Below are 24,759 nucleotides of genomic sequence, written 5' to 3' on the forward strand. Positions count from 1 at the left end.
GTTCAATTAACCTTTCAGTTCCGCAATTCGAGCCAGCACCTTGTCGCGTTTCTCAGAATAATCGGCCATCTTCGCCCGTTCTTCCTCGATCACTTTAGCCGGTGCTTTGGACACGAAGCCTTCATTAGCCAGCTTCTTCTCGACACGTTCCACTTCTTTGTTCAAGTGGTCAAGTTCCTTTGTCAAACGCTCAATTTCCTGCGCGATATCAATGAGACCCGATAGCGGCAGGAACAGCTCGGCCCCCGTTACAACGGCGGTCATCGCTTTATCCGGCACATTTGCGTTCAGCGAAGCCTCGTACTCCGAAGTGTTGCAGAACCGGCGAACGTAATGCTCGTTGCGGGACAACACTTCCAGCACTTCCGCGCTGCCTGGCTTGATGACGAGCTCGACCTTTTTGCTCATCGGCACATTCACTTCGGCACGGATATTCCGCACCGCGCGAATGACATCAATCAGAAGGTTCATTTCCTGAACGGCGTCTGACGCTTCCAGCGCTGGGTCGTATTCCGGCCATGCCGCCAGCATAATCGTTTCGCCAGAATGCGGCAAATGCTGCCATATTTCCTCGGAAATAAACGGCATAAACGGATGAATCATGCGCAGCGTGCGATCGAGTACATAGGCCAGCACAGACTGGGTTTTCTTCTTCGCCGCGGCATCTTCCCCGTACAGGGATAGCTTGGCGAACTCGATATACCAGTCGCACAGATCGTCCCAGATAAAGTTGTACAGCAATCGACCCGTTTCCCCGAATTCGTAAGAATCGATCAAGCGCGTAATTTCCTTGGCTGTTTCGTTCATCCGGTGCAAAATCCAGCGATCCGCCGTCGACAGCTCACCGCTGATATCGATATCCTCGTACTTCACGCCCTCCAGGTTCATCAAAGCAAAGCGCGAAGCATTCCAAATCTTGTTGGCGAAGTTGCGGGCTTGCTCAACGCGTTCCCAACGGAACCGCAGGTCTTGACCCGGCGTGTTGCTGGTGGACAGCATGTAACGCATGGCATCAGCGCCGTACTTCTCAATAACTTCAATTGGATCGACGCCGTTCCCCAGCGATTTGGACATTTTGCGCCCTTCACTGTCGCGGACGAGGCCGTGGATCAGGACATCCTTGAACGGAACTTGACCGGTGAATTCCAACGAAGTGAAGATCATCCGGGCAACCCAGAAGTAAATGATATCGTAACCAGTGGAAAGAACAGACGTTGGGAAATAGCGCTTGAGGTCCGCGCTGTCCTCATTCGGCCAGCCCAGTGTAGAGAATGGCCAAAGTGCAGAGCTAAACCACGTATCCAGCACATCCTCGTCTTGTCGGATATCGTCGCGTCCCAGCTTGGCCCGTGCTTCTTCCTCACTGCGGGCAACAACCATTTCACCGGTCTCGTCGCAATACCAAGCCGGAATACGATGACCCCACCACAACTGACGGGAAACACACCAATCGCGGACGTTCTCGATCCAGTTCAAATAGATTTTCTCGAACCGATCCGGTACGAAGTTCACGCCGTTCCCCGATTTTTGCGCTTCAATTGCTTTTTCTGCGAGCGGCTTCATCTTCACGAACCATTGCGTCGACAAATACGGCTCAACCACAACGCCAGTCCGTTCACTATGACCAACTTGATGCACGTGGTCTTCAATTTTGATCAGCACGCCCATCTCTTGCAAATCCTTCACGATCTGCTTGCGGCATTCGAAGCGGTCGAGTCCTTGATACTTGCCGGCTTCCGCGTTCATCTTGCCGGTCTCGTCCATCACGTTAATTTGCGGCAGGTTATGGCGCAAACCAACCTCGAAGTCATTCGGGTCATGTGCCGGGGTGATTTTTACCGCGCCGCTGCCAAACTCTTTCTCAACGTATTCATCGGCAATAATCGGGATTTCACGGTCAACGATCGGCAGGCGAAGCGTCTTGCCAACCAAATGACGATAACGTTCATCCTCAGGATGAACGGCAACTGCTGTATCGCCAAGCATCGTCTCTGGGCGAGTTGTCGCCACGGTAATATATCCGCTGCCATCACTCAGTGGATACTGCAGATGGTACAGATGCCCGTTCACTTCTTTATATTCTACCTCGATATCGGAAAGCGCCGTACGCGCCGCCGGATCCCAGTTGATGATATACTTGCCGCGATAAATCAAGCCTTTCTCATAGAGCTTCACGAACACTTCGCGAACCGCTTGAGACAAGCCCTCGTCCAAGGTAAACCGCTCGCGCGAATAATCGAGCGAAGCACCCATTTTGGCCCACTGTTCATGAATCGTTTCCGCATATTGGTCCTTCCAGGCCCAGACTTGTTCGAGGAACTTCTCACGGCCCAGGTCGTATCGGGATACGCCTTGCTCTCTAAGCCGCTGCTCCACTCTTGTTTGAGTTGCAATCCCCGCATGGTCCATCCCAGGCAGCCACAACGCATCATAGCCTTGCATCCGCTTAGTCCGGGTCAAAATATCCTGCAGCGTCAAATCGAGCGCATGACCGATATGCAGCATCCCGGTTACGTTAGGCGGCGGAATCACAATCGTGTAGGGCTTGGCATCCGGCCGTTGTCCGGCTTTAAAGAAGCCGTTCTCCAACCAATAACGGTGCCATTTCTGCTCCGCTGCTTTCGGATCGTACGTCGTTGGCATTTCTACCGACGAAGTTTGTTGACCTTGATTTTCTGTCATCCTATTCAACCTCCGTTACAAATAAGCATAGCCTTAGCTATCCCAAGATAGTCGACTGGCGTTATCGGCTCCACCCGTGTGCATAAGACTTCGGACGGGCTTTCGCGCCTGCTTCATGATGCCTAAGAAAAAAACAAAAAGCCCTTCGTCTCAAAGGACGAAAGGCTTTACTTTCGCGGTACCACCTTTGTTTCGCATCAATGGCATCCGGCTCCTTCAGCATCCGGTGCAAGAAATGCGACACTCATGCAGATAACGGCTGCGGCCGGTCCGTTCTAACCTCATATCAGATGCTGCTCAAACGGACAACTCCCGGGCGACTTCGGCGAGCTACATGTCCTGCAGAATCTCTCAGCCGTGGATTCCGCTCTCTGAAGGGTACGCTGCCTACTCTTCCCGTTCCAAGTCTTTGCCATAGATCTTATTACTTTAATCTATATTATCATAACTTGGAAAGGAACGGGAGTCAACAATCTGCCTGATTTCACGGGAAGGTCCTCACGGAATGTACAAAACTTGCCCTTCATTCACCTGATGCTCGGACAGACGGTTGTACAGCTGCAACTCCCGCGTACTCAGGTGGTAGCGTTGGGCGATATCATCCAGCGTCTCTTCACGCTGCACGATCACGAGGCGCACTTTGCGGAAGGGATTTTGATCCTCATTGCTGATGAACAGGTTCTTCCACCGCAGCTCCTCACCCTCACCTTGGTCTCTGCTGTCGTCCAGGCTCGCCTGATCCGAAGCTTCCTCCTGCGGTTCCTGAGCAGGCCGGGCCGAAGAGGAAATCAACTTCGTTAAGCCAAAGTTGTCTCGATCTCCCTCGTCATCCCCTTTTTTGGCCCCCAACGCAATCTTCATTTCCTTCTTCTCTTCTGGTTGGGCAGGTACAACTTGGTCCGCTTCAACCTCCGCATTCGCCTCCAAAACAGGTTCGTTCGCCGTATCGTTTGACACGGCGGCGACTTCTTCGCCAACCCCATCCGAAGCCCGTTCCGGTTCAGCATATTCCGCCTCTACAGCTTCACTCGCATGTTCAATTGGCGCGGATTCCGCGAACGGGCGAATCTCCTCCTCAAATGTTGCGCCTGCATCCAACTCCTCTGTCTGGTCAGCAAAAACCTCTGCAGCAGCGTCAAAATCCGATTCAGATTCCTTGTCCGCCCAAGGACTAGCTTCCTGGAATGCAGGGACATCCTCTCTCCAGGCGGCGGGTTCCTGCGGCTCGTCCGCACTTCGTTTTTGCGCGGTAAGGACTTCATCCGGGAACGCCTGCCATGAGGCAAATTGCGGAATGGGCTGTGGTTCTTCGTCCTGCTCCTCTTGCTGCAGCTCGAGTTCCGGCTCCGGCTGAGATTCTTCGTCTGTCGTATCGCGGATTAACGAATTCCACGAGAACGTCGGCTCCGACTCTTGGCGCACTTCTTCCGTCAGCAATGGCGCTGCCGGGATCGATTCAGGCTCGGTCACCGCCGAAGTGTAATCCTCCGATTCCTCCGCGCTGAAATTCGATTCGGCTTCCGGTTCATCCTCTCGCAGATCCGGTACAACATGGGCAGTCGTAAACTCGCGATCTTTCCATGCATCTTGCTCGGACACGAGGGGGGTAGTCTCCACCCCTTGAAGCGACAAGACCCCTGTAATATTCAAGCTGCGCGAGCTAAGCAGGTCAACATCGAAGTTTTCAATTTCAACCGTGATATCCTCCAACCGGTTCACCCGGCTTAGCGGTATCGTAATTTCGACTGGAATATAATGTTCCAGCTTCTGCGTTTCTCCTTCTCCCCGATACACCCCCGACAACAGCAAATGGCCGCGCAGCGCGGCATACTCCTCCCCGGGAATCACCTGGATTTTCGGATAGAGCTCGATCTCCTCCAGCTCTTCAATGCCGATCACATCTTCAGAAAGATGTATCCGCTCATAAATATCAAACCTGAGACCATAGGATTGATCAGCCAACTCGTTACCTCCTTTCAGCATATCCAAACCTGATTTAGAAATCGATGAATCTTGATCCAAATCATCCTCGTTTAATCTATATGCTACAAAAGAGAGTGCATGCCAGCTTTTTGCCGATTGGAGGGTACAGACCTTCTCACATTAGGTAAAAAAATAAGCCAGGCTGCCATCAGACAGCCCGGCTAGTCAACGAAAGCGATCTCTCAGCTGGATCATGGCCGACGGCCAAGGATCGTCCAGCTCCACCGTTTCTCCGGTGAGCGGGTGCGGGAACACCAGTCGCTCCCCATGTAGCGCTTGATAAGGCATCCACTTCGTGCTGCCGCCATACAGCGCATCCCCTACGAGCGGATGGCCCGCCGCGCTCAAGTGAACGCGAATTTGATGCGTGCGACCGGTCTCCAGGGTCAACCGAACAAGGCTCACCTCGTGTTTGGGGTATACCTCCAGCAATTCCACATGGGTGATCGCCGGTTTGCCCGTTGGGGACACCCGGCGCCGCTGGTTATGGTGGCGATCCCGACCGATCGGCTGATCGATCACTTTAAGCGCAGGACTGACCACGCCTTGTACAAACGCGATGTACGTTCGTCCGATCTCCTTGCGGCTCATCGCTTCATCCAGCTTCAAATGGGCGTATTCGTTCTTGGCGAACAACACCGGTCCTGACGTATACTCGTCTAATCGGTGAATATGCGCCGCAGCAATCGGCTGACCGAGACCCGCGTACCATCCCGCCACGCGGTTGGCAAGGGTGTCCGGCGGAGCAGAATTCCTGCGGGAAGCGTCCCCCTCATGGCCATCGGGATGGACTTTAAGCCCTGCCGGCTTGTGCACGACAAGGCAAAAATCATCCTCATATATAAGCGAAACCTCTGCCTCAACCGGAGCATATTGGGAGGCCCTGGCCGGAAAAGCCAACAGCCTTAACCGATCCCCGGCAAGCTTGATGCCGCCTTCCGTCCGCAGCCGGCGCAGCAGCTTGGGAGGAGCCTGCAGCCCCTCCTCCAGCCATACCATCGCCGCATCCAGGCGGTCTTGCCCCTCACGTACAGGCAGCTTGCCTGGCATCAGCTCGAGCCAGTCGCCGCGCCGCGTCCAGGTTAGCTTACCGCTCACAGCTTTTGCAGCGCCAAGCGATGCGCTTCGATCGTCAGCTCAATGTCCTCATCGGTATGCACGCCCGAAACGAACATCCCTTCGAACTGCGAAGGCGCTACGTTGATGCCTTGCTCAAGCAACGCCGCGAAGTAACGGCGGAACAGGTCGAGGTCGCTTGTTTTTGCCGTTTCGTAATTGATGACCTTCTCTTCGGTAAAAAACGGACAAATCATCGAACCCACGCGGTTAATCGTACACGGAATCCCTTTTTCCTTGGCATTGCGCGTAAAGCCTTCCTCCAGCTTCGCCGACAACCGTTCCAGACGGTCGTACACCTCCGGAGTAAGCAGCGACAGCGTCGTGTAACCTGCTACCATCGCCAGCGGGTTGCCGCTCAGCGTCCCGGCCTGATAAATCGGCCCGCTTGGTGCGATTTGCTCCATGATCTCGCGTTTTCCGCCGTACGCTCCCACCGGCAGACCGCCGCCGATGACCTTGCCAAGGCAAGTTAAGTCCGGCGTCACGCCAAAGCGCCCCTGTGCACAATTGAGACCTACGCGGAAGCCCGTCATGACCTCGTCAAAAATGAGCAAGCTGCCGTACTGCTCGGTAATCCGGCGCAGACCTTCCAGGAATCCCGGCAACGGCGGCACAACGCCCATGTTCCCGGCTACCGGCTCGACGATGACGCCGGCAATCTCTTCGCCAAAGCGTTCAAATGCAAGCTCCACCGAAGCCAAGTCGTTATAAGGCACCGCAATCGTGTTGGAGGCAACGCCTTCAGGCACGCCTGGACTGTCCGGCAATCCCAGCGTCGCTACGCCAGAGCCTGCTTTAATCAACAAACTGTCGGCATGGCCGTGATAGGAGCCTTCGAATTTCATGATTTTGCTGCGGCCTGTATATCCCCGTGCCAGACGAATCGCACTCATCGTTGCTTCCGTTCCCGAGTTTACCATTCGCACCACGTCAATCGACGGTACCCGTTCCGCAACCAGCTTGGCCATTTGCGTCTCCAGCAGCGTTGGCGCTCCAAAGCTCGTCCCTTTCGCAGCCGTCTCCTGCAACGCACGCACCACCTCTGGATGAGCGTGGCCCATAATCAACGGCCCCCAGGAGCCCACATAATCGATAAAGCTGTTGCCGTCGATATCGTAAATTCGGGATCCTTCCCCGCGTTCGATATACATCGGCGTCAACCCAACGGATTTAAACGCCCGCACCGGGCTGTTGACGCCGCCGGGCAAGACCTGCTTCGCTTCTTCGAAAGCCAGGCGCGATCGTTCTTCGCCCCGCCGGCCAATCATGTCCTTGCTCATCGATACCCCTCCTTAACTGTTTAAACCCCGTTCTCGGTTCTAGGTTTACTGCTTCTCGCGCAGCCAACGTGCCATATCCTTGGCGAAATACGTGATAATGATATCCGCACCCGCCCGTTTCATGCCTAGCAGCATCTCAGTAACGATGGCCCGCTCGTTAATCCAGCCTTGCTGAGCCGCTGCCTTCACCATCGAATACTCTCCGCTTACGTTGTATGCGACCAGCGGAAGATCAAATTGATCCCGCAGCATCCGCAAAATATCCATAAAAGCCAAAGCCGGCTTCACCATCAGCATATCCGCGCCTTCCAGCACGTCAGATTCCGCTTCTCGCAAAGCCTCGCGGGCGTTAGCCGGGTCCATTTGATAAGTCTTCCGGTCACCGAACTGCGGTGCGGAGTCCGCCGCTTCACGAAACGGCCCGTAGAAAGAAGACGCGTATTTAACAGAATACGACATAATCGGCACATGGCTATAACCCGCTTCATCAAGCCCAGCACGAATCGCTTGTACAAAACCGTCCATCATATTGGACGGAGCGATAATGTCCGCACCAGCACGCGCTTGGGAGACAGCAGTCTTCACCAGCAGCTCCAGCGATTCGTCGTTCATCACGTCGCCGCAGACATGCCCGTCGCGTTCAAACGTATGTACCATCCCGCAATGGCCATGATCTGTAAATTCACATAGGCAAGTGTCCGCTACAACCAGCAAGTCCGGATACCGTGATTTGATGATCCGCGTCGCTTCCTGTACGATCCCGTCCTCCGCATAAGCCGAAGTGCCCACGCTGTCCTTCGTTTCCGGAATGCCGAACAGCAGAACTGCCGGAATACCTAAATCAACGATTTCTTTAACTTCCTCTTCCAGCGTATCCAACGAAAAATGAAACACGCCAGGCATCGAAGAAATCTCATTTTTGACGCCTTTACCATAAGTGACAAAGAGCGGTTGAATCAAGTCGTCCACCGTCAGGACAGTTTCACGTACCATCCCGCGAATCGCAGCCGACTGACGCAGCCGGCGATGTCTTACGATTGGAAAATTCATATTTAATTCCCTCCTAAGTATGCAGCACAGGGTGAAGCCCCGTGTTAACCAACAAAACTCACTTCGCCGACGCCGTCCGCATTTTCCAGTCACAGAGCGCTTGGATCAAGCTGTCGATCGTTGCTTCTTCCGCAAGTATTGATACCCGCAAGCCGGCATCCTCCGCCGTCTTTGCCGTAACCGGCCCGATGCAGGCGATGTCCACGCCTTGCAGGGCAGCGACCGGATCGGCCACCCCCATGCCGCCCAGCGCAGCCAACAGATTCGTTACCGTGGACGAGCTGGTAAAGGTGACGGCGTGGATCCGGCCTTTCTCGAGCAGCTTCAACAGCTCGTCATCCGTCTCCCCGGCTGGCACCGTCCGGTACATCACCGCCTCGGTGACGGTCAAGCCTTTCTCGCGCAAGGCAGCAGGCAACCACGCGCGAGCCAGATCGCCGCGCGGCAACAGCACGTGCTGTCCGGACTTCAACTCGCTGCCGTACGCTTCCATCAGGCCCTCGGCCTGGAACTTGCCCGGCAAGCCCTCCGCCGCAATTCCGCGTTGGCGCAACGCCGCCTGCGTCGCCGGCCCTACGGCAGCAATTCTTGCTTTATGCAACCCTCGGACATCTTCCCCCAGTCTCTCCAGGTGCGAGAAGAAATACTCCACGCCATTCACGCTCGTGAAGAACACCCAATCGTACTGTTCGAGCTGATGGAGCGCTTCGTCCGTGCCAGCCAGTTCCTGGCCTTCCGGCATCACGATGTCGATCACAGGGAACTCGTAAGGCTCACCGCCAAGCTCCTCGATGCCGCGCACCAACTCACTGGCTTGCGAGCGCGAACGAGTGACGAGAATTCGCTTGCCGAACAACGGCAACGATTCCGCCCACATCAGCTGCTCCCGTTGAGCCACGACCTCGCCAACGACCGTGACGGCCGGCGGCTTGAAGTCCGCTTCGCGTACCTTTTGCTCAATATCCGCCAACGTCCCGACCAGCGTCTCCTGTTCGGCTCTCGTTCCCCAGCGAATCAGCGCAACTGGCGTTTCGGGCGGGCGTCCGTAATGGATCAGCTGTCTGCTGATATGACCAATATTGGCTACGCCCATCATAAACACCAGGGTGCCAGTCGCATTGGTCACCTTCTCCCAGTCAATGGACTGATCCAGCTTATCCGGGGTTTCACGCCCCGTAATGATTGACACTGAGGAAGCCATATCCCGGTGGGTGACAGGAATACCGGCATAAGCCGGCACCGAAATGGCCGCCGTAATCCCCGGCACAATTTCGTAAGGAATCCCGTGCTGCCGCAGCAGCTCCGCCTCCTCCCCAACGCGGCCGAAGATCGTCGGATCGCCGCCTTTTAAGCGAACGACGGTCTTTCCCTCTAACGCCAAATCAACTAACAGCTGATTGATATGCTCTTGCTTCATCGTGTGACGGTCGGTTCGTTTCCCGACATAGATTTTCTCTGCTCCGGGCTTCGTTCTTCGCAGCAGGCTGGGATTGGCCAGACGATCGTAGACGATCACGTCGCCCTTCTCCAGACAATCAAGCCCTTTCAGCGTAATCAATCGCGCATCTCCAGGGCCTGCGCCAACCAGATACACCTTACCAGCCATATTCGTTCACTCCCCGGTTTCTTGTAATAATGCAGCCGCTCCCATCGAGATCAGGCGGCCGGCAAGCTGCTCTCCCAGCTCGACCGGATCTGATCCCTCGGCACTTTCTTTCAAAATCGTCGTTCCGTCTGCTGAACCAACCATCCCCGTCAACCGCAAACGCGGATGACCAGTCTCCCCGCTTGTCCCTTCCTCTGGCAACAACGTCGCATACGCTCCAATCGGCACCTGACAGCCGCCATTTAGCACGCCAAGGAATCGGCGCTCTGCAGCCACCGTCACCGCCGTGTCCGGATCATTGTATAAGGACAAGAGACGGCGCACCTCTTCATCATCCTCGCGGCATTCGATGCCAAGCGCGCCTTGACCTACAGCTGGCAGGCAGACCTCTGCAGGAAGAAATACCGTAATCCGATGTTCCCAGCCCATGCGAAATAATCCCGCCGCAGCCAAAATGATCGCGTCAAAACCTTCCTCCTCCAGCTTGCGCAACCGGGAATCGATATTGCCGCGAATGGGCTCCAACACGAGATCCGGGCGATAAGCGCGCAGCTGACTGGCACGGCGTAAGCTGCTCGTCCCTACCTTCGCCCCCTGCGGCAATTCGTCAAGACTCCGTCCATCTCTTGATATCAACGCATCTCTCGGATCAACGCGACGCGGCACCGCACCGTTCATCAATCCGTCCGGCAACACGGAAGGCATGTCTTTCATACTATGGACCGCCAAATCGATCTCTCCATTCAGCATCGCCTGCTCGATTTCCTTCACGAACAGTCCTTTGCCGCCTACTTTGGACAACGTCACGTCCAATATCCGGTCACCCTTGGTTACGATCTTGCGGATTTCAAAATCAAAAGGCAGGTTGTGCTCCTTGCAGATCGCTTTTAAATCGTCGATAACCTGTCCCGTCTGGGTCAGCGCCAGCTGGCTTTGTCTCGTACCCACCACTATCGTTCGCTTCGTCATGCTTATTCCTCCGTCTGTTCCTCAATCCAGGCGATCATCGTTGCTTCGCTCCACGGCTCAAAGCTTCCTTCCCGGATCAAGGTCAATATATCGGTCTCGGCCAACTTCCGAAACAGACGTTTCCGTCTTACGGGATCGTCGATTCGCGCCTTAATAAAAGCCCGCGCCGAGCTTAAAAAGTCAATGTAACGCTCGTAATCCTCGCCAAATTGTTCGTCAATCTCGCGGATCAGCTCCCGTGCGGCCGTGGGTCCCGCTCCCGAGGTGGAGACGGCTACAACCAGATTCCCGCGGCGCAAAACGCCAGGTGTAATCATACTGCCTCGCGACCCTTCGCTCGCGTCATTCATCGGGATGCCCTCTGCGTCAGCTTCGGCGACTACAGCGGCGTTTACCTCCGGGCGATCGGTCGCAGCAAAAGCAAGAAACGCTCCGGCTAAATCCCCTTGTCGATACTCCCGTTGGATCCACTCTACCTGCACCATCTCGTGATGGAGCCGCCGCAGGCCTTCAGTTACGGTGGGACTAATCACCACGGTTACCGCTCCAGCCTCTGCCAGCATCGTCGCCTTCCGTTCGGCAACTGGTCCGCCGCCAATCACGACACAACGACGACCGGCCAAATTTAATAGGACAGGCACATAATGAGGTATGACGCATCCCTCCTGCTTCAACTGATTATTAGCATACCTTACCCTGCCGCAATTTTCCATGTTCGTCCCTTCAAAAAAAGCCCTTCCCCCTCCGCTTCAGCGTCGAATCAGCCATGATTCGGGTGCATCCGGCAGAGGGCTCAGGGCGTTCTCGCGGTTTCACTTATCCAGTTATACAGACACCTTCGCTAGCGGCAATGAAGGTTCCGGCTCAAAGGGGGCCTGTTTTGGGGGCTCGTCTTCAAGTCCTGCCAACCCTTCAGACGCCCGGGACGCTAATCGTTCTTGGGCTTCCCGTGAGGCAGAGATCTCCTCGCCGGATCCGGAAGGGGCGTTGTCTTGTTCTTCCAAACGATCCTCCAGCGCAAAAATCTGCGTAAACAGCTCCAGCGCGTTCGTGCCTTGACTTTCGCCAGCCAGCTCCTTGATCCGATTAATCGGATCATGCAGCATTTGGTTCAAAATGCTCTTGGTGAGACGACGAATCACCTTACGTTGCCGTTCATCCAGTTCCGGCAGCTTGTTAAAGAGACTGTCCAACGTATTCTGGTGAATGTCAGAAGCCTTCTCCTGCAACGCGCGAATGACCGGCTTCACACCCAGCGTCTGCAGCCATGTTCCGAAGGCGGCGATTTCGTCCTCGATCATCGATTCAATCTTGACCGCTTCTGCGCGGCGCATCTCCATGTTGCTCTCTACGATACCTTCGAGATCGTCGATGTCATATAGGAATACCTGATCCAACTCACCGATTGCCGGTTCGATATCCCGCGGCACAGCGATATCGATCATAAACAACGGGCGGTCCATTCGCCGCTTCATACTGCGGGCAACCTGCGCCGAAGTGATCACATACCCTTCCGCACCGGTCGAGCTGATCAGAATGTCCACCTCTTCCAACCGCTCCATCGCTTCCTGCATGGTGCACGGCACGCCATGAAACTTCGCAGCAAGCTCCTGAGCCCGGGCGAAGGTCCGGTTGGCCACCAGCACTTCTTCCGCACCCGCACCGCTCAAGTGCTTGGCCGTCAATTCACTCATCTTGCCGGCGCCAAGGATCAGCACGCGTTTGCCTTCAAAGCTGCCAAATATCCGCTTGCCCAGCTCCACGGCAGCATAGCTGATCGAAACAGCACTTTCCCCGATGGCGGTTTCGGAATGGGCACGTTTGCCCAGTGTGACCGCTTGTTTAAACAACATATTAAACCATGTTCCGGTGCATTTCTCCCTTTGCGAGAGCAAGAACGCATTTTTGACCTGGCCGAGAATTTGGGTTTCCCCTAACACCATCGAATCCAAACCACACGCAACGCGGAACAGATGGCGAATCGCTTGTTCATCTTCATATATATATAAATGGCGGGTAAATTCTTCGCGAGGAACCCCAAACCAGCGTTCCATAAAACTGCGAACGAAGGACCCGCACATGTGCAGTTGATCAACTACGGCATAGATTTCCGTACGATTGCAGGTGGCAATAATTACGCCTTCCAATACACTCTTGGTACGTAAGAGCTCCTGCAGCGCTTGCGGCATGTCCGTATCTGATAAAGAAAAGCGTTCCCTGACTTCCACAGGCGCCGTGCGATAGTTTAACCCAACTACGACGATGTGCATTGCAAGTTCACCTGCCTTGAAAGAAGTATCTATAGCATGTATCACAAACAAACTATGTTAATTATATCACAGTAGCCTTCGGCTCCCCTGGGATTTCTATGAGTTTTTTATGAATTATTTATGAATTTCATTCATTCAAAACAAATAACCATGGATGACCCATGGTTAAGTTATTTTCCCCAATTTTTAGAATATCTAACCTAGCTTAAACAAATTCAGCGCGATTCGAATCCGCTTCAGCTACTTCCAGCTCGCCTACGCCCCGAATCAGCTTCTTCGCGTACGTTTTCTCCGGATTCAAGACGGACACCAGGTAATCGATTGCCAGCTGCGGATCTACAAATTCCCCGCAGGTGTAACAATCAATCGCAGCAAACCCTCTCTCAGGATACGTGTGAATCGAGAGGTGGCTTTCCGACAACATTACAAGCACAGTGGCTCCTTGCGGTTCGAACTGTCTGGACTGAATCGACAAAATGGTGGCTCCGCAAGCTTCCGCCGCTTCAACCAAGTGAGCTTCCAACAACCCGGCGTTGTTCAGCACCTCATAGTCGATTCCCCAAGCATCAACCGCAACGTGTCTTCCGAAAGTTGAATATTCCATCTTTCGGCTCCCCCTTCCTAGGAATAAAATGTTTGAAAAAATTTCATCCGCTAGGACCTACGTCATTCACTTCTCGAGGGAAACATCTCTCGCAACATCTCCATGTCCTGAGTGAATCCTGGTTCCTATATTCTTTTCAACGAGATTAAAAATAACATCTCTTGCGGACAAATGCAACCTATTTTTTCAGCGAAAACCTGCATCCGTTCGCGGTTCAGGCATAAAAAAACTACCCTGTAACAGGGTAGTTATCATTAGTACATTATGTTGTCGCCCTCACTCTGGTGACACCAGTGGTCGGGCCTTAATGATCTTGATTTAAGCCTCCAGCACAAACAGTCTGCGTGAGCATTGACGCAGCTCATTATCGATGCGTTCCACATCCGCTTCATCGGCGATAAACCGCTGGTCAAGCAGCGCATTGATGTCCTTGCGGATCCGGGCGATCTCCAGCTCAATATCGTTATTCCGATATATCTGCTGCAGTTCCGCCGCTGCATCCTTGTATTCAAACACAAGCTTGTAGGAGTCCCGGGAATATTCGACGATTTTGCGAACCCGGCCTTCCTGATAATAATACATCATCATGAATCCGTTATAAATTCGGGTGACCATGCCGGAGCCTTTAAAGGCGGCGAACAACAGTCTCATCACGTTGGTTAAATGGGGTTTTTCCAAGCGGAAAGACATTTCACAGACATAGAACCCGTCAACACGTTCAAATGGAAGATGCACTTCCTCGCCGCCATCATCCTCCAATACGACCTCTTGCCCGCCGTTGTCCAGCACTTTGACTCGCTGACGCACATGGGGATCGTAGACTTTGTGAATAAACTGCGACATTTGGACTTCCGTTAAACGCATACTTGCATTGACATACTCTGTGGCTAACCGCTGAGCCATACAAATCTCCTCAATTCTTCATCGCTTTATTATAATTATACACTACGATTCCAACCGTACGCTCAGCGGCCAAAACGTGAATTCTTGCCATTTTCCAGAAAAAACGGCATTAAGCCGTTTTTAACCCGAACAATTTCGCTGCATGCTCACTTTCCTGCCGAAACTGCTCCAAATCCCTTTCGTATTCACCGAATTCTTAGCTTTTCCCATTTTCTGTATCGGAGGTGTCCAGGCTTGCAGCCTCGGTTCCTTCCGTCAGCCCCGCATACCGCTCGATTTGTGCCCACAGCTCATCTTTGCCAATCCCCTCTTCCGAAGAGAACAGGATCAACGGATCCCCGGCCCGCAGCACCAGCGCTTCCTTGATGATTTTCAGGTGTTTCTGCCAACGCGATTTCGGTACCTTGTCGGCTTTGGTGGCCACGACGCAGACCGGAAGCTCGTACGCCTTCAGCCAGTCATACATCAGCTCGTCGTCCTTGGTCGGCGGATGGCGCAAATCGATGATCTGCAGCACCAGCTTCAGCGTCTCCCGCTCCTGCAGGTATTTCTCAATCATTTTGCCCCAGACCTCGCGCTGCGACTTGGATACTTTGGCATACCCATAGCCTGGTACGTCAACAAAATAGAGCTGATCATTCACCCGGTAATAATTCAGATGTTGCGTTTTTCCGGGAGTTGAGCTGGTACGCGCTAAGTTTTTGCGGTTAATCATCCGATTGATCAGCGACGATTTGCCCACATTGGAACGCCCTGCCAGAGCGATCTCCGGCAAGGCGTCCTCAGGATATTGATTGGGGCCAACGGCGCTGATAATAAATTCAGCCTTGGTTACCTTCATCGTTCAATTCCTCTCTTGAGCGTTGACGCACCTCTGCGCCACGCTTTAACATGCTAGTGCATCCCTGGACGCTCGACGAGCGCATGCTCGAGCACTTGGTCCATATGTGACACCGGTACGAACTCCAGGTCCTCCTTCACGCTGTCCGGAATATCGCGCAGATCGCGCTCATTGTCCTTCGGCATGAGGACTTTACGGTAGCCCGCCCGATGCGCGGCAAGTGACTTCTCCTTCAAGCCGCCAATTGGCAGTACACGACCGCGCAGCGTAATTTCGCCAGTCATAGCGACGTCCTTGGAGACGTGGGTGTTCGTCAACGCTGAGATCAGCGCGGTTGCAATCGTAATGCCCGCCGACGGACCATCCTTCGGAATCGCTCCTTCGGGAATATGGATATGAATATCGTTCTTCTCGTGAAAATCCAGCGGAATCCCCAGCTCCGCCGCCTTGGAGCGAGTATAGCTGAAGGCAGCTTGCGCCGATTCCTTCATCACGTCGCCCAGCTTACCGGTCAGCGTCAGCTTCCCAGATCCCGGTACGACGGTCACCTCGATGACGAGCGTCTCCCCGCCGACCTCGGTCCAGGCAAGTCCCGTGACGGTACCAATCTGATCTTCCAGTTCAGCCACCCCATAGCGGAATTTCGCCGGGCCAAGGAAGTCCTTGAGATTGTCCGCTGTAATGATAATTTTCTCCTTGTTCTCGGACACGATCTGCTTCGCCGCTTTGCGGCATAATGCAGCCACTTGCTGTTCCAGATTCCGCACGCCGGATTCACGGGTATATTCGCGGACCACTTGCAGCAGCACGTCTTCGCCGACCTCTAGCTGTTCAGGCTCGAGCCCGTGCTCGCGTTTTTGCTTAGGCAGCAAGTAACGGTTGGCGATCTGCAGCTTCTCCAGCTCTGTGTACCCAGGAATAAACAATGTCTCCATCCGGTCAAGCAGCGGCCGCGGAATATTATGTACCGCATTCGCAGTCGTAACGAACATCACGTTGGACAGATCAAACGGAACTTCAATAAAATGATCGGAGAATGTATTGTTTTGTTCCGGATCCAACACCTCAAGCAACGCCGCAGAAGGATCACCGCGGAAGTCCGAAGCCATCTTATCGATCTCATCCAGCAAGAACACCGGGTTCAGCGTGCCTGCCGTTTTCATGCCTTGAATAATTCGTCCTGGCATCGCGCCGACATAGGTGCGGCGGTGTCCCCGAATCTCTGCTTCATCCCGCACGCCGCCCAGCGAAATACGGACGAATTGGCGTCCCAATGAACGGGCGATGGAGCGAGCCAGCGACGTTTTCCCGACCCCTGGCGGTCCGACCAGGCACAGGATGGGGCCTTTCAGCTTCTTGACCAGCTTCTGCACAGCCAAGTATTCCAGCACCCGTTCCTTTGGCTTATCGAGGCCGTAATGGTCCTCATTCAACACTTGCTCCGCTTTGGCTAGGTCGAGGTCGTCTTCCGTCTTGTTGTTCCACGGCAGACTAAGCAGCCAGTCCACATAGTTGCGGATAACGCCGCCTTCTGCCGAGCTGGCTGGCATTTTCTCCAGGCGGTCGATTTCCTTCTCGACCTTCTCCCGGACGTTCTCCGGCAGCCCTTTCTCTTCGAGCTGCGCTCGCAGCTCTTCCGCTTCACCGGCCCGGCCTTCCTTCTCGCCAAGTTCCTTCTGGATCGCCTTCATCTGCTCGCGCAAATAATATTCCTTCTGCGTCTTCTCCATCTGCTTCTTGACGCGTTGGTTGATTTTGCGCTCCAGTTCCAGCACTTCGCGCTCATTATTTAAGATGTCGAGCAGCTTCTCCAATCGTTTGCGGACATCGATGGTTTCCAAAATTTCTTGTTTATCCTTGATCTTCAAGGACAAATGGCTGGTGATGACGTCCGCCAAACGCCCGGCTTCTTCAATGTCTGATACAGCTGCCAGCGTCTCCGGCGTGACCTTCTTAGATAAATTGATATAATGTTCGAATTGGGTTAGTACCGTACGCATTAGTGCGTCCACTTCCGGATCCACCGTTTCTTCCTCTGGACGCTCTTCGGCGATAACCTCATAATATTCGTCATTATCCAAATATTCGATAATTTCAGCGCGTTCCATGCCTTCCACCAGCACGCGAATCGTGCCGTTAGGCAGTTTCAACATCTGGCGCACCTTTGCGACGGTGCCGATGCGAAAGATATCTTCTTGGGTTGGTTCTTCTATGTTCACTTCCGATTGAGAACAGAGGAGAATCAGATTATCTTCGACCATAGCTTTTTCCAGCGCTTTCACCGACTTCTCTCGTCCCACGTCCAAGTGCAGCACCATGCTTGGATAGACGAGCAGACCGCGCAGCGGCAGCAGCGGAAATCGCCGGCCTTTGGATTTATGGGGTCCCATCGCGTATGCACCTCCAAACGTTCTCTGTTGATTTCATTGATATTTTAGCAAATGTTACATAAAAACACCAACGAGGAGCGACCGCCTCAAGCAGCCGCTCCCCGGAATGTGTACGAGCATGACGCTTAGTAAACTCTGCCGGCCCGGCTTACATCGCCCCGCCTTGTGAAGGTGACTCTGCGTGCAGAAAAGGCGCGGGAGCTGTTGCCGGAGCAAACAGGTCGCCGCCGATCGGCAGCTCCAGATTCTTCTCGGCCTCGGGTCCAAAGACGTGGCGGAACACTTCACCTAACGTCTCGACCGGGATCACCCGCAGGCCTTCCAAGCCTTCAAACAACGATTGCCAGTTGTCCTTCGGAATCAGCACCGTCGTCGCACCGGCTTGGAATGCCGCCTCCACCTTCGCCACGACGCCGCCAACCGGCTTCACCTTGCCGTGAATCCCCAGTTCGCCGGTCATGGCGATCTGATTGTTCACCGGCACCTGCTTAATTGCTGAGGCGATTGCCGTCGCGATAGCTAACCCGGCGGAAGGACCATCGATGGGGGTGCCTCCCGGGAAATTGATATGAAGGTGATAGTTCGACGGATTCAGACCGATCCGCTGCAAGACGGTCAGGACGTTTTCCACCGAACCTTTGGCCATGCTCTTGCGGCGCAGTGTTCGGCTGCCTCCGCCAATTTCCTCTTCGTCTACGACACCGGTGATGTTGTAGGTGCCTTTGCCTTTCTCGGCTGGGACCGCCGTCGCTTCAATCTCCAGCAGCGTGCCCATGTTTGCCCCGTATACGGCCAGGCCGTTGACGACGCCAACTGCAGGGTGATCCGGTACTTTGCGATCCGGACGCGGCGCCAGCTGACTGCTCGTCGCCACCCATTCCAAGTCCGAGGCCAGCAGATGATCGCGCTTCTCGGTGAGGGCCAGACCGGCAGCCAGTTGCACCATATTGACGGCTTCCCGGCCGTTCGTCGCATATTTCTTGATCACTTCAACGGCTTCAGGACATGGTTGGAAGCCAATCCGCTTCACCGCATCCTCTGCAATCTGGGCAATTTCCTCCGGTAACAGGGGCCGGAAATAAATCTCCATGCACCGCGAGCGTAAAGCTGCCGGGATCTCCTGCGGCGAGCGAGTTGTTGCACCCACCAAGCGGAAATCCGCAGGCAAGCCATTTTGGAAAATATCGTGGATATACGCCGGTGTATTGGAATCTTCAGAGTTATAATACGCGCTCTCCAAAAACACCTTGCGATCCTCTAAGACCTTCAACAGTTTATTCATTTGGATCGAATGCAATTCACCGATCTCATCAATAAACAAGATCCCGCCATGCGCCTTCGTTACGGCACCGGGCTTCGGCTGCGGAATGCCGGCAACCCCCATCGCACCCGCCCCTTGGTAAATCGGATCATGCACAGAACCAATCAGCGGGTCAGCGATGCCGCGCTCATCGAAGCGGGCGATCGTTGCATCAATTTCAACAAATTTGGCATCGGATTTAAAGGGAGATACCGGATTTTTCTTCGCTTCTTCCATCACAACGCGTGCTGCCGCCGTCTTCCCTACACCCGGCGGACCGTAAATGATTACATGCTGCGGGTTGGCGCTGCAAAGCGCCGCTTTCAGCGCACGCAAACCGTCTTTTTGCCCAACGATGTCGTTCATCGAAGCCGGACGGGTACGCTCCGCAAGCGGCTTGGTGAGCGAGACGGCCCTAAGCTTGCGCAATTTCTCCATTTCTTTGCGCGATTCCCGGTCTACCGCCAGCCGGTTGCCTTTTTGACTGCGCAGTTGATTCCAGAAATAAAGCCCAATCACGACGGCAAAAAACATTTGGACCGCCATCAGGATAACATTTAGATCCATACGCGTTACGCCTCCCACTCTTATACTGATACTTGGTAGTATAGCCTTTTCGCCCCAAGGTAAAACAAGGATTTTACAATTGGATATGGTCAGAGGGTGAAAGGCGCAAAGGGGGCTTAGGGCCGCTTACTTCGTCAACAAAAAAACCGCAGCCTGCATCCAAGCAGACTGCGGTATGGATCTATCAATCAAGACTTCACACGGGCCCGGTGCTCCTTGCGTCCCGGGATTTCTCCGGTCGCTTCGTACACCTCCACGATATGGTCAATTTCTTTCTTTAATTCGCTTAACAGCTCGGCTTCCGGAACTTTCCGGATCATTTCCCCATAACGGAACAGTAACCCTTCCCCGCGAGCCCCGGCGATCCCGATATCAGCTTCGCGTGCTTCACCCGGGCCGTTGACGGCACAACCAAGCACGGATACCTTAATCGGCACCTTCAGGTTGGCGATATACGCCTCTACCTCGTTGGCGATGGAGAACAGGTCAATATCCAGCCGACCGCAGGTCGGACAGGAGACAAGCGTCGCTGCATTCGTGATCAATCCAAACGTCTTCAGCAGTTCGCGCGCCACCTTCACTTCCTCGACCGGATCCGCACTCAGCGAAATCCGTACCGTTGAACCGATGCCCATCGACAAGAGGGCGCCGATCCCGGCTGCGCTCTTGACCGTACCGGAGAACAAGGTTCCGGCTTCCGTAATGCCCAAATGTAATGGGTAAGGAATGACCTCGGCCGCTTTGGTGTATGCTGCAATAGCCATTGGCACGTCTGAAGCCTTCAACGACACGATAATGTCATGGAAGTCCAGATCTTCCAAGATTCCAATATGGTACAAGGCGCTTTCGACCATTGCTTCAGGCGTTGGGTAGCCGTATTTCTCCAATAGGTGGTTCTCCAGCGAACCGGCGTTCACGCCAATCCGAATCGGTATACCGCGTTCCTTGCACGCTTTGACTACGGCTTCAACCTTTTCCCGGCGACCGATATTTCCCGGATTAATCCGGACTTTATCGATGCCGTTCTCGATCGCCAGCAAAGCCAGCTTGTAGTTAAAGTGAATGTCAGCGACCAGCGGGATATGAATCCGTTTCTTGATCTCCTTGATCGCCGCAGCCGCTTCCTCGTTATTCACCGTCACGCGTACCAGCTGGCAACCCGCTTCCTCCAACCGGAGGATCTCGGCCACCGTTGCCTCGACATCTGCCGTTTTAGTCGTACACATGCTTTGGATGATGACTTCGTTGCTGCCGCCGATCGTCAGATTTCCGACTTTAACCGGCCGCGTATCTTGTCTCAAGAATGTCATGTCTGGTCTCTCCCATAACGATCAAAGCTCCACCCCCGCAGGCGCGTCCCAAATAGAGGGCACGACAACCGCAAAGGTGGAGAACCTTGACCTTTATTTTAGCGCACCCGGCGGTTGTCCGCTTACGCGCTTTCTTCTTGTTTCTTGTTCGGCTTGGCAGCCAATTCCGGCACCGTCTTCTCCAAAACGACCTTCTCGGTGATCACGCAATCCGTAATATCGTCACGGGACGGCACTTCGTACATCACGTCAAGCATAATGCCCTCAATGATGGCGCGAAGTCCGCGGGCTCCGGTATTCCGCTTGATCGCTTCCCGAGCGATCGCTTCCAGCGCCTTCGGTTCAAACTGCAGGTTCACGTTGTCCAGCTCCAGCAGCTTCTGGTATTGCTTCACCAAAGCGTTCTTCGGCTCAGACAAAATGCGCACCAGCGTCTTCTCATCCAGCGGCTCGAGGGTCGAGATGACCGGCAGACGGCCTACGAATTCCGGAATCAATCCGAATTTCAGCAGGTCCTCCGGCAATACCATCGACAGGTATTCGCCCGGTTTGAGCTCTTTTTGCCCGTCGTTCGCCGCGTTAAAGCCGATTACCTTCTTGCCGATCCGACGCTTGATCATTTGCTCCAGGCCGTCAAACGCCCCGCCGCAGATGAACAAAATGTTCGTCGTATCGATTTGGATAAATTCTTGATGCGGATGTTTACGTCCGCCTTGCGGAGGAACGGAAGCGACCGTACCTTCCAAAATTTTCAGCAGCGCTTGCTGCACGCCTTCGCCGGAGACGTCGCGGGTAATCGAAGGGTTCTCCGATTTGCGCGCCACTTTATCGATCTCGTCGATGTAAATGATGCCGCGCTCCGCTTTTTCCACGTCATAATCGGCAGCTTGAATCAGTTTCAGCAGAATATTCTCTACGTCTTCACCGACATAGCCGGCTTCCGTCAAGGAAGTAGCATCGGCGATCGCGAATGGAACGTTCAAGATTTTGGCCATCGTTTGGGCAAGGAGTGTTTTCCCCGAACCGGTAGGGCCTAACAGCAGGATGTTACTCTTCTGCAGTTCAACATCCTCGATCTTGTTCTGCGTATTGATCCGCTTGTAGTGGTTATACACTGCAACGGACAGCGATTTCTTCGCTTGCTCCTGACCGATGACGTACTGGTCCAAAATATCGCGAATTTCCTTTGGCTTCGGAATTTCCTTCAGATCCAGCTCTTCCTCGTGGCCAAGTTCCTCCTCCACGATTTCCGTGCACAGCTCAATGCATTCGTCGCATATATAAACGCCGGGTCCGGCAACAAGCTTGCGTACTTGCTCTTGCGATTTGCCGCAGAACGAGCATTTTAGTTGGCCTTTTTCATCGTTAAACTTAAACATGTAAACACCCCTTTATAGATTAGTGGGCTTGGAGATCACCTGATCGATAATCCCATAGGCCTTAGCCTCTTCCGCGCTCATGAAGAAGTCGCGGTCTGTATCGCGCTCGATTTTTTCAAGGGGTTGACCCGTCCGCTCTACATAAATCTGATTCAGCTTCTGTCTCGTCTTAATGATCCAGTCGGCATGAATTTTGATATCCGTAGCCTGACCGCGAACGCCGCCAAGCGGTTGGTGAATCATCACTTCGCTGTTCGGAAGCGCATAACGTTTGCCAGGGGCCCCTGCCGTCAGCAGCAATGATCCCATGCTGGCCGCCATCCCTACGCAGATGGTGGACACATCGGGCTTGATATATTGCATCGTATCATATATACCCATCCCCGCGGTAACAGAACCCCCCGGAGAATTGATGTACAGGTGAATATCTTTCTCAGGATCTTCAGCTGCCAAGAACAACAGTTGGGCAATCACGAGATTGGCAACTTCATCATCAATTGCGTTGCTGAGAAAAATAATGCGATCTTTAAGGAGTCTCGAATAGATGTCGTACGACCGTTCTCCTCGATTCGTTTGTTCTACGACCATAGGTACCAGACTCATGCGACCAACCTCTTTTCCTTTTCAATTTCCCTTGCGCTTACGTAAAACATTCTATCATGTTCGAAGCCCCGTGTCATTTTTCGCCCAGTACAGTTTATGTTCGTTTTTACACATTATATAACCTTAGGCTTGTCCCGTGCGCGATGGAAATAAATGTATCATCTGAAGATGAAAAATTAAGGCACGCATTTAATCATACGTGCCCTAACTTTTATCATGATGTATACAAAGAAGCGGGACCTGGCTGGAGTGAATTATTCCTCGCCTTGGGCTTCTTCGGCTTCAGTTTTGTCAGCGTCTGCTTTCGCTTCAGCTTTGGTCGACTTCTTCGTCGTTTTCTTTGCAGCTGGCTTCGTTTCTTTGGTTTTTGCTTCCGCTTGTTCAGCCGGAACTTCCTTGCTGTTATCCACCAAGAACTGAACTGTCTTGCGGATCAGGATTTCCTCATTCAAGCTGCCCAAAGAACCGCTCGCTGCCAAGATGTTGCGAATTTCTTCCGGCGTACGCTTGTAAGCTTCCGCCATATCGTTCAGCTCTTTGTTGATTTCGTCTTGAGTAACTTCAATCTTCTCGGCTTTTGCGATAGCTTCCAGCACCAGGTTGTTGCGAACGCGTTTCTCAGCGTCCCCTTGCATTTGTGCTCTGAGGTCGTCCACCGATTGACCGGAGAAGCCCAGGAACATATCCAAGTTCATACCTTGTGCGCGCAGACGGTTGTCGAAGTCGCGAACCATGTTCTCAACTTCGCCTTTGATCATCGCTTCCGGAATTTCAACTTCCGCATTCTCGCCGACTTTATCAACGATAGCCCCTTCGCGGGCTGCTTTAGCTTCTTGCTCTTTGCGAGCTGCCAGCTGTTTCTTCAGATCTTCTTTGAACTCGTCCAACGTATCAAATTCGCTAACGTCTTTCGCGAACTCGTCGTCCAGTTCAGGCAGTTGCTTGCGTTTGATTTCGTGAACTTTGACTTTGAACACGGCTTCTTTGCCAGCCAGTTCTTCTGCATGGTACGTGTCCGGGAAAGTTACCGTAACGTCCTTGAAGTCGCCGGTAGCCATGCCTACAACTTGATCCTCGAAACCTGGGATAAAGGTGTTGCTTCCAAGCTCCAAGGAATAGCGTTCCGCTTTGCCGCCTTCGAAAGGCACGCCATCTACGGAACCGTCAAAGTCGATCACAACGGTGTCGCCGTTCTTCGCTGGCTCTTCGTCGATGACAACGAGCTCAGCATGGCGTTGTTGCAGACGCTCCAACTCGTTGTTCAGCTCTTCTTCGCTGACTTCAACGTTAACAGCAGGAACTTCTACGCCTTTGTAGTCGCCAAGCTTCACTTCAGGTTTAACCGTGATTTTTGCTTTGAACTTGAAAGGTTGTCCTTTTGCAAATTGCTCGATGTCCACTTCAGGACGATCTACCGGAAAAATGTCCGTTTGATCAACCGCTTCCGTGTACACTTCAGGCAACAAGATGTCGATAGCATCTTGATACAAGCTTTCCACGCCAAAACGTGCTTCGAAGATCGGCCGAGGCACTTTACCTTTACGGAAACCAGGTACGCTTACTTTCTTAACAACCTTTTGGAAAGCTTTATCCAGTGCGGCGGCTACGCGTTCCGCCTCCACCTCAACCTCGAGGACACCGAGGTTCTTCTCTATTTTTTCCCAAGTTGCTTTCATTTTATGCCTTCCCCTCCAAATTTCACATATACTTTAAATACTGAAACCGAATCGCGACTAAAGCAGCTATGTTCAAGGTGTCTTGCTCTTGGGTTCCAGTATAGCTGTCTCTATGAACACGATCAGAATAACCATTATATTATAAACAACAATACATCTTTTTACAAGAGCCCGCGATCACTCAGTTAAAATGTTACTAAAGAGGCATCGGTTCACTCACATCGAAA

At 53.4% G+C, this 24,759-nt stretch carries 18 protein-coding genes and 1 other annotated feature; all 18 genes read right to left on the reverse strand.

Annotated elements, in window-relative coordinates:
- Positions 1 to 6: 6 nt before the first annotated feature.
- The 18 genes from RW092_RS05985 to tig all read right to left on the reverse strand — a co-directional run bounded on the left by RW092_RS05985 (position 7) and on the right by tig (position 24,532).
- The gene (locus RW092_RS05985) at positions 7 to 2,682 is read right to left on the reverse strand and encodes a valine--tRNA ligase (RefSeq protein ID WP_316009768.1); all 2,676 of its coding nucleotides are present in this window, start codon (positions 2,680 to 2,682) and stop codon (positions 7 to 9) included.
- Between the two features lie 150 nt (positions 2,683 to 2,832).
- Positions 2,833 to 3,095: a binding site (T-box leader), on the reverse strand.
- 85 nt (positions 3,096 to 3,180) lie between these two features.
- The gene (locus tag RW092_RS05990) at positions 3,181 to 4,644 is read right to left on the reverse strand and encodes a LysM peptidoglycan-binding domain-containing protein (protein WP_316009769.1); all 1,464 of its coding nucleotides are present in this window, start codon (positions 4,642 to 4,644) and stop codon (positions 3,181 to 3,183) included.
- A gap of 186 nt (positions 4,645 to 4,830) precedes the next feature.
- The gene (locus RW092_RS05995; RefSeq protein ID WP_028539260.1) at positions 4,831 to 5,763 is read right to left on the reverse strand and encodes an RluA family pseudouridine synthase; all 933 of its coding nucleotides are present in this window, start codon (positions 5,761 to 5,763) and stop codon (positions 4,831 to 4,833) included.
- Entirely contained in the window at positions 5,760 to 7,064 is a 1,305-nt protein-coding gene (gene hemL, locus RW092_RS06000) for a glutamate-1-semialdehyde 2,1-aminomutase (RefSeq protein ID WP_016311110.1), read from the reverse strand. Before hemL ends, RW092_RS05995 begins: the two co-directional genes overlap by 4 nt.
- 45 nt (positions 7,065 to 7,109) lie before the next feature.
- Positions 7,110 to 8,114 carry a porphobilinogen synthase gene (gene hemB, locus RW092_RS06005; RefSeq protein WP_316009770.1) on the reverse strand — a complete coding sequence of 335 codons (1,005 nt, stop codon included), beginning with the start codon at positions 8,112 to 8,114 and terminating at the stop codon, positions 7,110 to 7,112.
- 58 nt (positions 8,115 to 8,172) lie between these two features.
- The gene (gene cobA, locus RW092_RS06010) at positions 8,173 to 9,720 is read right to left on the reverse strand and encodes a uroporphyrinogen-III C-methyltransferase (RefSeq protein WP_316009771.1); all 1,548 of its coding nucleotides are present in this window, start codon (positions 9,718 to 9,720) and stop codon (positions 8,173 to 8,175) included.
- A gap of 6 nt (positions 9,721 to 9,726) precedes the next feature.
- Positions 9,727 to 10,689, reverse strand: a complete 963-nt coding sequence (hemC, locus tag RW092_RS06015) for a hydroxymethylbilane synthase (protein ID WP_316009772.1) — start codon at positions 10,687 to 10,689, stop codon at positions 9,727 to 9,729.
- Between the two features lie 2 nt (positions 10,690 to 10,691).
- Positions 10,692 to 11,402: a precorrin-2 dehydrogenase/sirohydrochlorin ferrochelatase family protein gene (locus tag RW092_RS06020; protein WP_316009773.1), complete on the reverse strand. Its 711-nt coding sequence runs from the start codon at positions 11,400 to 11,402 to the stop codon at positions 10,692 to 10,694.
- A 111-nt stretch (positions 11,403 to 11,513) separates the two neighbouring features.
- Entirely contained in the window at positions 11,514 to 12,959 is a 1,446-nt protein-coding gene (gene hemA, locus RW092_RS06025) for a glutamyl-tRNA reductase (RefSeq protein WP_016311105.1), read from the reverse strand.
- 205 nt (positions 12,960 to 13,164) lie between these two features.
- On the reverse strand, positions 13,165 to 13,563 hold the full coding sequence (speD, locus tag RW092_RS06030; protein ID WP_016311104.1) for an adenosylmethionine decarboxylase: 399 nt from the start codon (positions 13,561 to 13,563) through the stop codon (positions 13,165 to 13,167).
- Between the two features lie 318 nt (positions 13,564 to 13,881).
- Positions 13,882 to 14,466, reverse strand: a complete 585-nt coding sequence (locus tag RW092_RS06035; protein WP_016311103.1) for a hypothetical protein — start codon at positions 14,464 to 14,466, stop codon at positions 13,882 to 13,884.
- A 196-nt stretch (positions 14,467 to 14,662) separates the two neighbouring features.
- On the reverse strand, positions 14,663 to 15,307 hold the full coding sequence (gene yihA / locus RW092_RS06040) for a ribosome biogenesis GTP-binding protein YihA/YsxC (protein ID WP_028539254.1): 645 nt from the start codon (positions 15,305 to 15,307) through the stop codon (positions 14,663 to 14,665).
- 53 nt (positions 15,308 to 15,360) lie between these two features.
- Positions 15,361 to 17,697, reverse strand: a complete 2,337-nt coding sequence (gene lon / locus RW092_RS06045; protein ID WP_316009774.1) for an endopeptidase La — start codon at positions 17,695 to 17,697, stop codon at positions 15,361 to 15,363.
- A 148-nt stretch (positions 17,698 to 17,845) separates the two neighbouring features.
- Entirely contained in the window at positions 17,846 to 19,564 is a 1,719-nt protein-coding gene (gene lonB, locus RW092_RS06050) for an ATP-dependent protease LonB (protein WP_028539252.1), read from the reverse strand.
- A 188-nt stretch (positions 19,565 to 19,752) separates the two neighbouring features.
- Positions 19,753 to 20,874, reverse strand: a complete 1,122-nt coding sequence (ispG, locus tag RW092_RS06055) for a flavodoxin-dependent (E)-4-hydroxy-3-methylbut-2-enyl-diphosphate synthase (RefSeq protein ID WP_009225149.1) — start codon at positions 20,872 to 20,874, stop codon at positions 19,753 to 19,755.
- 122 nt (positions 20,875 to 20,996) lie between these two features.
- Positions 20,997 to 22,253, reverse strand: coding sequence for an ATP-dependent protease ATP-binding subunit ClpX (gene clpX, locus RW092_RS06060; RefSeq protein ID WP_316009775.1), 1,257 nt, complete (start codon positions 22,251 to 22,253; stop codon positions 20,997 to 20,999).
- A gap of 12 nt (positions 22,254 to 22,265) precedes the next feature.
- Positions 22,266 to 22,856: an ATP-dependent Clp endopeptidase proteolytic subunit ClpP gene (gene clpP, locus RW092_RS06065; RefSeq protein ID WP_009225147.1), complete on the reverse strand. Its 591-nt coding sequence runs from the start codon at positions 22,854 to 22,856 to the stop codon at positions 22,266 to 22,268.
- A 254-nt stretch (positions 22,857 to 23,110) separates the two neighbouring features.
- Positions 23,111 to 24,532 (reverse strand): trigger factor, encoded by a 1,422-nt coding sequence (tig, locus tag RW092_RS06070; RefSeq protein ID WP_316009776.1) that lies wholly within the window; start codon positions 24,530 to 24,532, stop codon positions 23,111 to 23,113.
- Positions 24,533 to 24,759 lie beyond the last annotated feature (227 nt).

It is taken from the genome of Paenibacillus sp. 3LSP (assembly GCF_032465655.1).
In the GTDB taxonomy this organism is placed as follows: domain Bacteria; phylum Bacillota; class Bacilli; order Paenibacillales; family Paenibacillaceae; genus Fontibacillus; species Fontibacillus barengoltzii.

Coding starts and splice junctions, on each gene's coding strand:
- RW092_RS05985 (WP_316009768.1), bottom strand. CDS start 2,682: ATGACAGAAAATCAAGGTCAACAAACTTCGTCGGTAGAAATGCCAACG.
- hemL (WP_016311110.1), bottom strand. CDS start 7,064: ATGAGCAAGGACATGATTGGCCGGCGGGGCGAAGAACGATCGCGCCTG.
- hemB (WP_316009770.1), bottom strand. CDS start 8,114: ATGAATTTTCCAATCGTAAGACATCGCCGGCTGCGTCAGTCGGCTGCG.
- cobA (WP_316009771.1), bottom strand. CDS start 9,720: ATGGCTGGTAAGGTGTATCTGGTTGGCGCAGGCCCTGGAGATGCGCGA.
- hemC (WP_316009772.1), bottom strand. CDS start 10,689: ATGACGAAGCGAACGATAGTGGTGGGTACGAGACAAAGCCAGCTGGCG.
- RW092_RS06020 (WP_316009773.1), bottom strand. CDS start 11,402: ATGGAAAATTGCGGCAGGGTAAGGTATGCTAATAATCAGTTGAAGCAG.
- hemA (WP_016311105.1), bottom strand. CDS start 12,959: ATGCACATCGTCGTAGTTGGGTTAAACTATCGCACGGCGCCTGTGGAA.
- speD (WP_016311104.1), bottom strand. CDS start 13,563: ATGGAATATTCAACTTTCGGAAGACACGTTGCGGTTGATGCTTGGGGA.
- RW092_RS06035 (WP_016311103.1), bottom strand. CDS start 14,466: ATGGCTCAGCGGTTAGCCACAGAGTATGTCAATGCAAGTATGCGTTTA.
- yihA (WP_028539254.1), bottom strand. CDS start 15,307: ATGAAGGTAACCAAGGCTGAATTTATTATCAGCGCCGTTGGCCCCAAT.
- lon (WP_316009774.1), bottom strand. CDS start 17,697: ATGGGACCCCATAAATCCAAAGGCCGGCGATTTCCGCTGCTGCCGCTG.
- lonB (WP_028539252.1), bottom strand. CDS start 19,564: ATGGATCTAAATGTTATCCTGATGGCGGTCCAAATGTTTTTTGCCGTC.
- ispG (WP_009225149.1), bottom strand. CDS start 20,874: ATGACATTCTTGAGACAAGATACGCGGCCGGTTAAAGTCGGAAATCTG.
- clpX (WP_316009775.1), bottom strand. CDS start 22,253: ATGTTTAAGTTTAACGATGAAAAAGGCCAACTAAAATGCTCGTTCTGC.
- clpP (WP_009225147.1), bottom strand. CDS start 22,856: ATGAGTCTGGTACCTATGGTCGTAGAACAAACGAATCGAGGAGAACGG.
- tig (WP_316009776.1), bottom strand. CDS start 24,532: ATGAAAGCAACTTGGGAAAAAATAGAGAAGAACCTCGGTGTCCTCGAG.